We start from the raw sequence: 12,798 nt of genomic DNA, 5'->3' as shown, positions 1-12,798 counted from the left end.
TGCGTCCGGTGTCGAATGTGGTTTTTATTGAGTGACATCACAAACTTTAATCTCGTAACTCCATTTTATGACTGGCTATCATCAACTAACTGGGATGGGGTGTAACAAAAGAAGATAGAGACGACATTCTCTCTTCAAGCTCCTACACTGAGATGTACGATAAATTACACCGATACTCTGGTAGGCTTCATGAGGACGATAGGCTGAAATTAATCTTCAAAACTCCAAATATATTTATGATAAAACACCTAGATATGTATACTGGCTACCTGAAATAATGAGGAAAATTAATCGACCCTTCATAGTCACCCTAAAACACCCAGAGAGGCAATCGAGTCGAATATAAAACGTGGTGGCAATACAAAGAAAATACTCCATTCGCAGTATGCCCCTCACTCTTAAACATTAAAAGTGCTCTACAAGAACACCCAGATAGACTTCTAATCGTTAGTTACAAGTCACTAGCTAGCAATCACGAATCTATCATTAATAGGGTAAAATTATTTATTGGTCTAGACGATGAAGTATTATTGAATATTGATCAGTATAACAAACGCTTCGGCACACATATCAATAGTAAAAATAGCTTTAAGATGAGTCACGTAAAATATAGTCCGCCCTCTTCCGCACTATCAGCAAGCGATCAGCAAGCCTTACAGGCTTTCGAATTGAAACATAAAGACGTACTTAAGTACGTTTACAGCAAAACAATTTAGGCCAACAAACTTACTCTTATTAACCAACAAACACCATCACAACAGACATCGTCAAACTCCTTCCGGGGAGTCGCTATTTTGCGAAAGTTTGTTTTGGGCATCCAAGCCCAAGCAAACAGCAAAAACTTCACGCGACCGTTTATGCCTGCGGCGCCCGACGTCCTGCGTACGTTGCGTAATCACCTCTTCGCGGCTCTACACAACTCCCTCAGTGACTCTACGCCGACATAAAGCCGTGCTGCATCTTCTCCGTCGTTCGCTCGCGCTCTCAACTACGAATATACAGACGGCGTCGACTATCGGGGACTAACCGCCCTCACTTCGCTCTCCATGGCGGTCAGCGTGTTAAATCAAAGTATTTTACACACATACTGATAAAATTAGATGTCGATTCTGCGTTACATTTCTCTTCATGATTTATTAGATAGGGAAGAACTTTATGCCGCGTACTTAGAGCCCACTTTATCTCTTTTCATCGAATCCATAAGCTATACCCCAGCGGTCTTCCTCTTTTGGCTTCCACTGTAATTTACTTACACCTTTTCTGGAACCACTATTGAAAGACAGCCACATATAGCGGCATATCTTGAGTACATCGTATAACAATCATAAGATATACAAGCTTCCGAATTCCTGAATATTTCTGCGATTTCCTCATGTGCCTTACCATCAATGAGCTTGGAATTATCTAGGTCATGTACTATTTTTCTATATTTCCTCTTTCTCTTTATATAACATGTACCTGATCTCTTCGCGGATTTACTATTGTAGTATGACTTCTGTAAGAAGATTATCTTTAGCTCACCACCATAGTGTATATATTTATGATTACGTGAAAACATATCGTGATAGCTAAATATTAAATCATCATTACCATAACCCCATTTACCCATTATTTTTCCCGGATAATACATAACCCAACGAACCACATTCCTCGCGCGCAAGGGATTACCAATGACAATTTCTGGATAAACAATGACATCACTTTCTGGATCGATAGCGTCTATTATGGGTATGTAATTTTGTTTTAATGTTTCATATCGACGACCAACTATACTTCCATATATATATTTAACAATTTGAACTATCGTAAACATTGGCTTTGACATTGAAAACTGCGGAGACCATGGATGCAGACAGCACTTATATCCACTTTCTTGCAATAGTTGAGACAAGCGATGTAGTGCAATAATTCCTCCAACATTCTCATCATAGCTCGGAGCGTAAACAACAATTCTCTTGCAGTATTTCATATTAGTTAATAAAACTTATCCAAAACCTTTTTAATCAAATTCCTGCATATAGGCGACATAATAATATTGGCAATAACTATTATTATAAAACAAGAGCGATAAATACCGCACTTATAACCTCATCATAAGTACTGGTAAACATATAATAATCTTTAGAGATTAATAATATAAGCAACGAAATCAAGATGCTTGGCACGATATCAAACAACAGCCATCTTAAATGTATACCAGGAGCAAACTTATAGTGAATGTAGGGTGTCCATACTAACAATGTTAACAGCCTGAGAAAAACCACGTGACAGCCACTTGAAGTGGACCATACATATAAGCCACATAAATTAGTAGCGGTATCTGAATGATAGCCATGACCGATGTATATATGACGTGCAGCTTTAACTTTCCATATGCAAATTGAAGATGGTACTGAAATGAGTTTACCGCTAATATCCCACTACTCAACGAAAACCAGAATAAAATATCTTTTCCCCATTCTGCTGCATTAATCTCACCACTCCATAGATACAATATTTCATAAGAATATATAGCAATCACACCAGACAATGGAACTATAAACACTGCAACAATCTGCGTCCCCCTATAAAGTGTCAACATTTTCTGCATATCTTCATTTGAAAGAAGATACGTCATTCTTGGAAGTACTGCCTGGCCTATAGGCTTCGACAATTGAACAATTCCAGTTGAAATTATTACTACCAACGTAAAATACCCATACTCGTGTATCGGTAGTATATTTGACATAACAAGCTTATCTATTTGATTAGCCACTACAGCAATTAAAGCTGTATACGCAATACCCGTTGCAAAGGGTATTACTGGTATGATTTCATTAAGATAGATCCGAATACTTATTTTCTGTTTGCAGGATACTGCCTTGTAATATTGCCTTGAGAGAACCCCAATCTCAATTACGCCAACAAGCACCTGATAGGTGAAAACACTGTTATATCAACGCTTACATACCGCAGCAGCATAAGCGCACCAAAGTATCTCAACGTGACTATGATGACATTGATCACATTAAGGTCGACCTGACGCTCAAGCCCCTGCAAACCGCTTCGATATAAGGAGGAGAAATACCTCAGCGCTATTGTAAGACCAATAAGCGTGACTGCTGCAATTACCTTGGGCGCCTCTAGACTTCCAATACTTAGCCAGACGAGAGATATCCACTCGCTGAGATATCCAATCATAAGGAACGTGAAAAGTGAGATCACTAAAATCATGAGCTCAAGGCTGTGTGTTATTTTAACTAATCTCGCACTGCCAGATTCATCACGACGCGACTTAGCCGCCTCCCTTGCTAAAAGCGGTGATAGACCCAGATCAAGTAGAGTTAACCATGCCTGAAGCATGATGTAGAGACCAATCAAGCCAAATGCTTCTTCTCCTACATAACCGATATATAGTGGGAGAACTGCAATACCGACAATTGCGTTATATATTGTGCCTATATAATTAGCACCAATATTTCTACCGACAGAAGACTTATATCTCATTCCAGATGCCAGTTGATGACATATCGATTTAACATTTTAATATGTATTATTTAGTAACATTATTTCCTGTCACTTCCAATAATCAACAAAACCACTGCGATAGTAAAGATATTCCCAACCTAATGAGTTATTCATAGCATCAACGTGCTCTTTTATCGTTTTATCACAGCCTTTGAATAGTACCCACAACTTTGATGATTCGTTATATACAGATGAGGTATATCCCCACTGTTTCATAAGAAGATCCATACTATGATTTGTATGGAACGAACAATGCACAGGAAGAAGATACATCCAATCAGGGCCTCTTGGGATCTCCTCAGCCACCAGTGTGTGAATAGCAAGACAGCCATCTTCTTTCACATAGCCCTCGATTCGATCAAGTGTTTCTCTACTCCTTACATGCTCAAATACGCCACTATTAACGACAAGATTATAACCTCTTAATTTTAGCTCATCCTCTGATACTTTATTATGATCTGCTGAAAAGTACATATCGTAGTTATGCAGCTCTAGGTCAAAGTATTTAAGTAAGTGATTAGATATCACACCATTACCAGCCCCCAATCAAGCCAAGAACCATGCTCAATCAGATCGTGCTTATTCATCAGATATAACATCAATGACTGGTTAAAATATCTTTGGTTTCTATTAAATGGATTTGTGTTGCTGCCATGACTCTTAACATGAAAATCATGATTTAAAACCTTCCAATCATCATCACTCATTTCTACGTGATTTTTCGAAAGACAGAATCCGCACGAATCACACTTATAATAGTCAACACTACCCAGCCCATACTCTTCAAAGAATTTTGTAAAATAGTAAATCATTTTCGAGCTACAAATAATGCAATTCACGTCTATTCACCCTAACTACTTATGTGCATTCTTAACGATTTACAAACCAGCAATGGAACGTTGGAGCCAATACTGACAAGACCATATGAACAATCAATTATCCGATTTAATTATCAAACCTATGCGCACATGTTACTCCAAGAACGCATCTAAACCTGACGCAACCGTTTCGGCAATTATTTCATCCCTGATCGCACTATCCAGTGACTGACGCCAGTCGTCCATTACACTCTTACTCTTAAACACTGAATATGGGTCATCGCTATGACTCTGATTACATTCTTTTAAAAGACTTCTGTTTGCCTCTCTATCGGTATACCAATCCTAGAAAAAGCTTTCTTATTTCTCGTTCTGAATCAGTTACAAGCGATGAGTACTTGATAATATTAAAATTATCATTTTTAAGCGCTAAGTTTAGATGGCTCTTTGTCTCACTCAACCAGTCATCAAACCCCAGCTTTCACCGATACCATCCTTTCTACACACCCCGCTTTTCCAATCTATTGCAACACTACACCCCTTATCTTTAAATTCCTTGTCAGTCGATATCCATGAGTTAATTACCGCACATGGATGCCTAACAATTGATACCACTTCCAAATCATCAATACACCTCAAATACTTTGATAATAATTCATGATGACGCGTGGTCTTAATCGCCAACACCGAAGGAGACTCATTTTTATGATAACTGGGATAGCGACCTATGCTTCTGCTTTCAGTCTGACAAATAAACTCATCGGTTGTGAGGTAAATGGATTTCAAGAATCTATTTATGCTTAATGCATCCGATTCTTTATTAATAATATTCTTATACCTATATGAAAACAGGGGTTCTAATCGATACGCCACATCCGGTGAACTATCAACTATCTGGCCTAGCCAACTTGTACCAGACCTTGGCATACCTGTTATCAAGACTACTTTATTGAACATAGACAACACTTACTTTAGACAAAACAGTCAATATCTCATCACTCGATACAACACTATTCACTCGTATTGGATAAACACATCATCACTTGATGCTTCACTTTCGATATTGAACATACTCATTTTACGAACAACACATCATATCTATGACTACTATTGTTCATAAATTCTGGTTGATCCTTAACAATTACCTCGTCGAATCCTAAGCATTCTGCCATATAAAGAAAATATTCTTTTTCGAACCATGTTCCAATATTTGGCACCCCATCCTTCAGACATGAATAGTAATAGTTTCGATTTTCAGAGGTACTATAAAACTCCCATTTTCGAGTAATATCAGGCACATCACCGATGTATATCTTGCCGCCTTTTTGTATGTTCTTAGAGATCTTATCAATAATTATGCACAACTCTTCCTCACTGAAATGTTGCGCTGCAAAATACATTATTGCATGATCATATTTACACGATGAATAATCGAACTTATTTACATCAGAGCATACTTTAATTATTTTACTACTTTCAACAACAAATTCATTTAATAGTTTTTCTGAGAAGTCTACACCTATTATCTTGTCAACCTTAGAAACTAGACACTCTTCTAACAGCCCATTCCACAGCAAATATCAAGAAAAACATCGGTTTTGACTGGCATAATCTGATCAATTATATAATCACAGGTCTTCAACCACGCACCATTGCTAATCGCCACTCCATATTTCGTTCTGGCAACTTGTTTTGCGGGTCATTATCGTCCAGTTTCGAATGCGAACGCCAATGTTCCTGCCAATAAGTTTCATCTTTAGCCATAGATCTTCCTAAATGCTTCGCGCACACTAATCACATCATCACTATCCACATCCTGATGAACAGGTAAATTCAGGATATTTTCTGAAAGGTATATTGAATCTTTGAAAACCTCTGCACTAATAGCGCTTATCATCCTGTAGTACAGAGCGACCACCGGTATACCTAGATCTATCAATTTAAAATAGACCTCTTCACGCCTACCTCTTCTAATAATAATGGGCATATTGTGGGGTGAAACACCCTCTGGAAGATCTGGATACATCATCTCGATACCATCAAATTCAACCAAGACATTCATTAGCGCACAATAATTATCTCTTCTCTTTGATCTAACGCACTCCAGATCTGACATTAAAACTTCACCCAAAACATCACAATACAACCCATCTAACTTTACCTTGTTAATAAGATCCAGATACTCACTTGAATTGACCTGCAATATCCCTCCATTCTCTACGGACAATATTTTATGCACGGAGAATATTGAAAAGTCACCGATCGAACCGAGCCTTACACCCGAACAATACCCGAACATAGTATGGGCGCAGTCCTCTATCAACACGACGCCATGTTCCTTACATAAGGCGCTTATCTCTTCCATATTATTTTGACAAAAACCGAAGTAGTGTATTACCAATAAAACAGAATATTTATTTGATTTTATAAGAGCATATAAGTTTTCTTTGCTAGCACTTAAATCTAGGCCCACTTCATAAAACGCATAGTCAGAGCTGAATCCAAGACAGGATCAAACACGCCCGATCCTCACGATCAGTAATACCAATATACGCCGGCAGAAGAATGCTCTTAGCTCCACGCAACTTCAAGCCTTCCAAAACAATTTTTAATCCCTGCCTAGCTGACCCAGTTACCAACATGGGATGTGTGCAGTTATTTTTAATTTCAGGTGATTTACTTAACATAACTATTTACACTTGATTTTAGTTGTCAAATCCTTAAAGCCTCTCATACTAATAATGAATTCGTATTACATACGCTTCATAATTAAACTAATTATGAATTCTTTCATACACACAACATGACCAATAGAAATCCCACTATATTGCCAAAGCTATCCTTTTAACCAGCAACCTCGTTATGATCCAACATCGCCCACGTCATCACTTTATGCTCACCAAGAATTTCAAGTATTCCAGCTGTATCTACCCACATCATCACATCGATAATTGACAGCCCTCAACAAATTCACCTCTCCGCTGCACGTAAGAACTAAGCTCAGGCTTGAGAAACTTTAGTGACACTCCACGTTCAATAAACTTCTCTTCAGAGAAGATTGAGTAACCACCATACGGATTAACATACTCATCTGCACCGGCTTCGCACGCTATCTTTAGTGCCCAGTCGCCAGGTTCACGCACATCTGACGTATCAATATTCATACTAGAGAACATTGAGTAATCGAATGCTATTCCCAATCTCTGGCACGATAATACAAGAGAGTTGGTAACCCAGTTAGATAAGCTTACCGACTCATAAGTCAAACATTCTTTTATGAGATCAATTGTTTGCACATAAAAGGGGCTTTTCTTTTATATGCTGTTAGCTTACCCAAAACTGATCGCGCCATTTAATATCATTATTTATTTTTATGTCGCATATTTTATCTGTATGTGAATGTTTTCTGGTAGGAATGGTCACATACTGCCACTCTTTGCTTCTATCTGGGTGCAAAATCCTATTTCTATTAATCCATCCCTTGCTAATATATTGCGCTCCATCAAACACAACCCACTTCTCTACATAGTTAATAAGCTGAAAATATCCTATATACGGAAATGCATAAGGCTGCATAACACCAATTTTCATTACCTCTCCTTCTGACACACCATTCACAGCGACTCAATCTCTTTACTTCTTATCTTTTTAAAGCGGAATCACTACACTTCGACAGTTTTTCAGATTCAACCATCACACTAATAACGCTTACCACCGCCTGTATTGTCTCCTCACTCAGGGAGGCGCCAGTCGGTAGAACCACCACCCTCTCGCTGACATGTTGAGAATTTTCAAGCAGCAACCCCGCATGAGGATAATCATCCACATACGGCTTCATTTTATGACAGCCAGGCCAAAAATATTTCCTAGCCAATATATTTTCTACTTGTAGTGCCTCTATAAGCTGATCACGCGTTACAGCACAATCCTCCGCCACCTCAACCACAACATATTGGAAATTACAATACTCACCTTCATCAAAAGTCAGTACTTTAATTCCTGGAACCCTGGCCAAACCATCTCGGTATCTCCGATAGGCAGCTCTATTCGCATTAATTGTCTTTTTATAGACTTAAGATTCGTAACCCCCATAGCTGCTGAAATTTCTGTCATCTTGCCATTAGTTCCTGGAAGAATGACATTATCTGCACCCGAGAATCCAAAATTCCTCATCAAACGCATCGTTTCAGCCAGTTCATCATCATTTGTTAGAACGGCTCCACCCTCAAATGTATTAAAAACTTTAGTCGCATGAAAACTTAAGACTTCGCATCTTCCAAAACCACCTATCATTCTTCCTTGATAAGAGCATCCAAAAGCATGCGCAGCATCAAACATCAACTCAAGATGGTACTCCTCAGCAATTTCTTCTAATGCACCTATGTGAGCTGGCCGTCCCCATAAATGCACACCTATTAGACCCGTAGTGCGCGGCGTAATCATGCGCTTGATTGCATTTGGATCCAACGTATGAGTTCGCGGATCAATGTCGGCAAATACAGGTATCAGTCCCTGCCAATGCAATGCATGTGCAGTAGCTATGAACGTATAGGATGGGATAATCACTTCACCTTCCATGCCTAAAGCTCTAATGGCGATCTCAAGTGCAACTGTACCGTTACACATAGCCACACAGTGCTTAACACTATGATAGCCTGCGACCTTCCTTTCCAACTCCTGAACCAACGGACCGTTATTACTTAAACGACCTCTTTTAAATAGCTCATCAACATAATGTTCAAAAGAGCTCTTTCACCGACATTTGGCTTTCCTACATGCAGAGGTTCATCAAAAGCAGGAACAGCTCCATTGATCGCAAGATCCGAATAAGCATGTATATCTTTCATAGAAAAACGATCCCACTAAATATTAGGTTAGGTTAATAAGGTAAGCTACGCTCGACACATTCAAATGAACATCGTCATTGACGAACTCAGTTTCTTCACACGTAAGAACCATCTTTGACACTGAGCAAGCACCACATTAATGCATCATATAATCCCTATATGAATTCGGCATTTGGCATATTCAAGACAACCCTTCATAATCTAAAGTTATTACGTCACCCCTATGAACCATTAAAGCCTATAATTCAAACACCCAAATTTAACACCAAAAGCAGTAATTATTGCTTTTTCCTTACAAACCGCCTTCATCTACACTCCTACTTTTCAGCTCAGACGATCACTATCCACTAACAATCACCACTATTCCATCGTAATGCCCACAGAGAATGTGTCGCAAACTTCGTGAGACTCTTTACTTACTCGCAGTTCTCACTACAAACTAACACCAAATTTTAGACCATTGGGTAAATCATCTATTTGCTATCCACACCAGATTAGGCACACAGCGTTGTCAGATCCATAGTCCTATACAAATCAACCACTTGGATAGTGGCTTAACATACATTACCATCGTATACTATGATCACCATTTGGCGAACAAAATAGATTATAAATAATGGCCACACCTAACCAACAGATTAATATCAGTGGTCTTGCCAGACGTCTGGTCAATGACGGCCTGCTGTCAGAGCAAGCCGCACTCGAAAGTACTCAGCAAGCCACCAATAAAAACTTCAACTCGTTAGTTATCTTGTTAAAATAAACTAGTTAGCAGCAAAGACATTGCATGGGCAGCGGCTCAAGAGTTTGGAGTACCCGTCTTCGATATCAACGTCATTGACAGAGAATCATTACCTGAAAACCTCGTCAGTGAGAAGCTTATTCAACAACATCAGGCTCTACCCTATTCAAACGAGGTAACAGACTCTACGTAGCGTTATCAGATCCGACCAATCTTCAGGCTCTTGATGAAATCAAGTTCCACACTGGTGTAAATACGGACGCCATACTGGTTGAAGAGGAACCTCTCGTCCAGATGATCGAGAAGGTTCTTGAAGAACAAGACAGCAGTAGCATGTCCGATCTTCTTCTTGATGCCGACCTTGAAAATCTCGATATCACTTCGGGCGAAGAAGATCAAGGTGATGCCGGTGATCTGGACGTAGATGATGCGCCAGTTGTCCGTTTCGTTAACAAGATCCTTGTTGACGCAATCAACAGGGGGGCATCAGACATCCATTGCGAACCCTTTGAAAAATTCTACCGTGTTCGTTATCGCCAAGATGGCATTCTTCATGAGGTTGCTACTCCTCCAGTTAATCTATCAACAAGAATTGCCGCTCGAATCAAGGTAATGTCGCAACTAGACATCGCTGAGCGCCGTGTACCGCAAGATGGTCGAATGAAGATGAAGCTCTCGAAGAACAGAGCTATCGATTTCCGTGTCAGCAGCTGCCCAACTCTATTTGGTGAAAAGATCGTAATGCGTATTCTTGACCCAAGTAGCGCAAAGCTAGGCATTGATGCTCTTGGTTATGAAGCTGAACAGAAACAGCTCTATCTTGACGCACTTTCCAAACCACACGGAATGATCCTTGTAACAGGACCAACTGGTAGTGGTAAGACTGTATCTCTGTATACCGGCCTCAACATACTCAATACACCAGACCGTAATATATCAACCGCTGAGGATCCCGCTGAAATCAATCTCCCGGGCGTAAATCAGGTGAACGTGAACCCTAAAGCGGGACTCGACTTCGCCTCTGCGTTACGATCATTCCTTCGTCAAGACCCCGATGTGATCATGGTGGGTGAGGTCCGAGATCTCGAGACTGCAGAGATTGCCATAAAAGCTGCACAAACAGGTCACATGGTTCTATCGACGCTACACACCAATGATGCCCCACAGACTTTAAGTCGACTTCTAAACATGGGTGTTGCACCGTTCAATATTGCATCTGCTGTTAACCTTATCATCGCCCAGCGTCTTGGGCGTAGATTGTGTGAAAAATGTAAGACAGTAGAAGAAATACCTCATGACACCCTTATTCAGGAAGGTTTTACTGAAGAGGAGCTTCCAAAGCTCACTATCTATGGCGCGAACGGATGCGACCAGTGTACTGACGGTTACAAAGGACGCGTCGGCATCTATCAGGTAATGCCGATCTCTGAAGCTATAGAAAGAATCATCATGGAAGGTGGGAATGCTCTTCAGATCGCTGATCAAGCCCGAAAAGAGGACATCCCTGACCTGAGAGAGTCCGGCTTGGAGAAGGTCAGGCAGGGCGTAACCAGTTTAGAAGAAGTCAACCGCGTAACAAAGGAATAAGGAATGCCCATGGCGGAACAAGCATCGCAGAAACAGCTGACCTTTGCATGGATCGGGACTGATAAAAAGGGCAGAAAGGTCAAAGGTGAAACCAATGCCACGAATGCTGTGGCAGTTAAGGCTGATCTGCGGCGCCAGGGCATCGCCCCTATCAAGGTCAACAAAAAAGCCTCGCCCCTCTTTGGCGGCCAACGAAAACAGAAAATCACGACAGGTGACATCGCTGTTTTTGCACGTCAGCTGGCAACCATGATGTCTGCGGGTGTACCACTGGTACAGTCTTTTGAGATTGTAGGCAGAGGGCATGACAATCCCAGTATGGCTAACCTACTGCTAGGTATTAAGGCTGATATTGAGGGCGGAACAACGCTTGCCGAGGCTTTAGGAAAACATCGCATATATTTTGACGATCTCTTTTGTAACCTCGTCAAAGCAGGTGAGCAGGCCGGTGTTCTTGAAGAACTCCTGCACAAGATCGCTACCTACCTTGAGAAGACTGAGGCGATCAAGAAAAAGATCAAAAAAGCTCTCTTCTATCCTGTCGCGGTAATTGTTGTTGCCTTCATCGTTACGACCATTCTCATGATCTTTGTTATTCCGCAATTTCAGGACCTATTCGCCAATTTTGGTGCTGAACTTCCTGCCTTCACCCTTTGGGTCATCGGTTTATCAATCTTCTTCCAGGAGTGGTGGTGGGCTATTTTCGGCGTGATCGGACTTGCTGTGACGGCATTTATGGATGCCAAGAAGAAATCTAGAAAATTTGCACATGCACTCGACAGAATGGCGCTAAAGATGCCAATTTTCGGCGTGATTCTGCATAAATCAGCTGTAGCTCGCTACGCACGAACTCTATCTACAATGTTCGCCGCCGGTGTTCCACTAGTTGAGGCCCTTGAGTCAGTGGCAGGCGCTACCGGCAACATCGTCTATTCAGAAGCTGTTATGCAGATGCGTGAAAATGTCGCAACTGGTCAGCAGCTTCAACTTGCTATGAAGCAGACCAATATCTTCCCCAGCATGGTCATTCAGATGGTCGCCATTGGTGAGGAGTCTGGTTCACTCGATAGCATGCTCAGCAAGGTTGCCGACTTCTATGAAGAGGAGGTCGACAATGCTGTCGACGCCATGAGCAGCCTCATGGAGCCGTTAATTATGGCTGTACTGGGTGTCCTGATCGGTGGTTTGATTATCGCCATGTACCTCCCCATCTTCAAGCTGGGTTCTGTCGTATAAGAACTCGTCCTTAGACCGAAGGAGAACCATTAGCCAGCCCTCTGAGGCTGGCTAATTTTTA

General features: G+C 40.8%; 10 protein-coding genes and 3 pseudogenes. 3 read left to right on the top strand and 10 right to left on the bottom strand.

Annotated features, from left to right (window positions below):
* Positions 1–804: 804 nt before the first annotated feature.
* Positions 805–1,026: a hypothetical protein gene (locus tag HUE57_RS07945; RefSeq protein WP_174672994.1), complete on the top strand. Its 222-nt coding sequence runs from the start codon at positions 805–807 to the stop codon at positions 1,024–1,026.
* A 223-nt stretch (positions 1,027–1,249) separates the two neighbouring features.
* Here the strand turns inward: HUE57_RS07945 and HUE57_RS07940 are convergent, their stop codons facing one another.
* From HUE57_RS07940 to HUE57_RS19940, 10 genes and pseudogenes are all read right to left on the bottom strand, one after another.
* A complete protein-coding gene (locus HUE57_RS07940; RefSeq protein WP_174672993.1) occupies positions 1,250–1,825 on the bottom strand; it encodes a hypothetical protein in 576 nt (191 codons plus the stop codon).
* 417 nt (positions 1,826–2,242) lie between these two features.
* A complete protein-coding gene (locus tag HUE57_RS07935) occupies positions 2,243–2,911 on the bottom strand; it encodes a lipopolysaccharide biosynthesis protein (protein WP_174672992.1) in 669 nt (222 codons plus the stop codon).
* Complete coding sequence (locus HUE57_RS07930) at positions 2,896–3,486, bottom strand: oligosaccharide flippase family protein (protein WP_174672991.1); 591 nt, start codon at positions 3,484–3,486, stop codon at positions 2,896–2,898. Before HUE57_RS07930 ends, HUE57_RS07935 begins: the two co-directional genes overlap by 16 nt.
* Positions 3,487–3,555: 69 nt before the next feature.
* Positions 3,556–4,053, bottom strand: coding sequence for a methyltransferase domain-containing protein (locus tag HUE57_RS07925; RefSeq protein WP_174672990.1), 498 nt, complete (start codon positions 4,051–4,053; stop codon positions 3,556–3,558).
* Positions 4,054–4,781: 728 nt separating this feature from the next.
* Positions 4,782–5,282 carry a sulfotransferase gene (locus HUE57_RS07920; protein ID WP_174672989.1) on the bottom strand — a complete coding sequence of 167 codons (501 nt, stop codon included), beginning with the start codon at positions 5,280–5,282 and terminating at the stop codon, positions 4,782–4,784.
* Between the two features lie 799 nt (positions 5,283–6,081).
* Positions 6,082–6,798 (bottom strand): DegT/DnrJ/EryC1/StrS family aminotransferase, encoded by a 717-nt coding sequence (locus tag HUE57_RS07915; protein ID WP_174672988.1) that lies wholly within the window; start codon positions 6,796–6,798, stop codon positions 6,082–6,084.
* 466 nt (positions 6,799–7,264) lie between these two features.
* A pseudogene (locus HUE57_RS19605) lies at positions 7,265–7,627 on the bottom strand (WbqC family protein); the annotation flags it as partial.
* 22 nt (positions 7,628–7,649) lie between these two features.
* On the bottom strand, positions 7,650–7,916 hold the full coding sequence (locus HUE57_RS19600) for a WbqC family protein (RefSeq protein WP_174672986.1): 267 nt from the start codon (positions 7,914–7,916) through the stop codon (positions 7,650–7,652).
* Between the two features lie 49 nt (positions 7,917–7,965).
* Positions 7,966–9,011: pseudogene (locus tag HUE57_RS07900) on the bottom strand (DegT/DnrJ/EryC1/StrS family aminotransferase).
* Positions 9,012–9,025: 14 nt separating this feature from the next.
* Positions 9,026–9,172, bottom strand: a complete 147-nt coding sequence (locus HUE57_RS19940; protein ID WP_320416282.1) for a hypothetical protein — start codon at positions 9,170–9,172, stop codon at positions 9,026–9,028.
* A 616-nt stretch (positions 9,173–9,788) separates the two neighbouring features.
* Between HUE57_RS19940 and pilB the strand changes: the two are divergent.
* A pseudogene (gene pilB, locus HUE57_RS07895) lies at positions 9,789–11,501 on the top strand (type IV-A pilus assembly ATPase PilB).
* Between the two features lie 9 nt (positions 11,502–11,510).
* Entirely contained in the window at positions 11,511–12,737 is a 1,227-nt protein-coding gene (locus HUE57_RS07890) for a type II secretion system F family protein (RefSeq protein ID WP_078482456.1), read from the top strand.
* Positions 12,738–12,798 lie beyond the last annotated feature (61 nt).

Origin of the sequence: Candidatus Reidiella endopervernicosa (genome assembly GCF_013343005.1) — a bacterium.
Classification (GTDB): domain Bacteria; phylum Pseudomonadota; class Gammaproteobacteria.
This window is presented reverse-complemented; position numbering and strand designations above follow the sequence as displayed.

Bases quoted from the DNA above. Each gene is read 5' to 3' on its own strand.
- HUE57_RS07940 (WP_174672993.1), bottom strand. From the start codon at position 1,825: ATGTCAAAGCCAATGTTTACGATAGTTCAAATTGTTAAATATATATAT.
- HUE57_RS07930 (WP_174672991.1), bottom strand. From the start codon at position 3,486: ATGAGATATAAGTCTTCTGTCGGTAGAAATATTGGTGCTAATTATATA.
- HUE57_RS07920 (WP_174672989.1), bottom strand. From the start codon at position 5,282: ATGTTCAATAAAGTAGTCTTGATAACAGGTATGCCAAGGTCTGGTACA.
- HUE57_RS19600 (WP_174672986.1), bottom strand. From the start codon at position 7,916: ATGAAAATTGGTGTTATGCAGCCTTATGCATTTCCGTATATAGGATAT.
- HUE57_RS19940 (WP_320416282.1), bottom strand. From the start codon at position 9,172: ATGAAAGATATACATGCTTATTCGGATCTTGCGATCAATGGAGCTGTT.
- HUE57_RS07890 (WP_078482456.1), top strand. From the start codon at position 11,511: ATGGCGGAACAAGCATCGCAGAAACAGCTGACCTTTGCATGGATCGGG.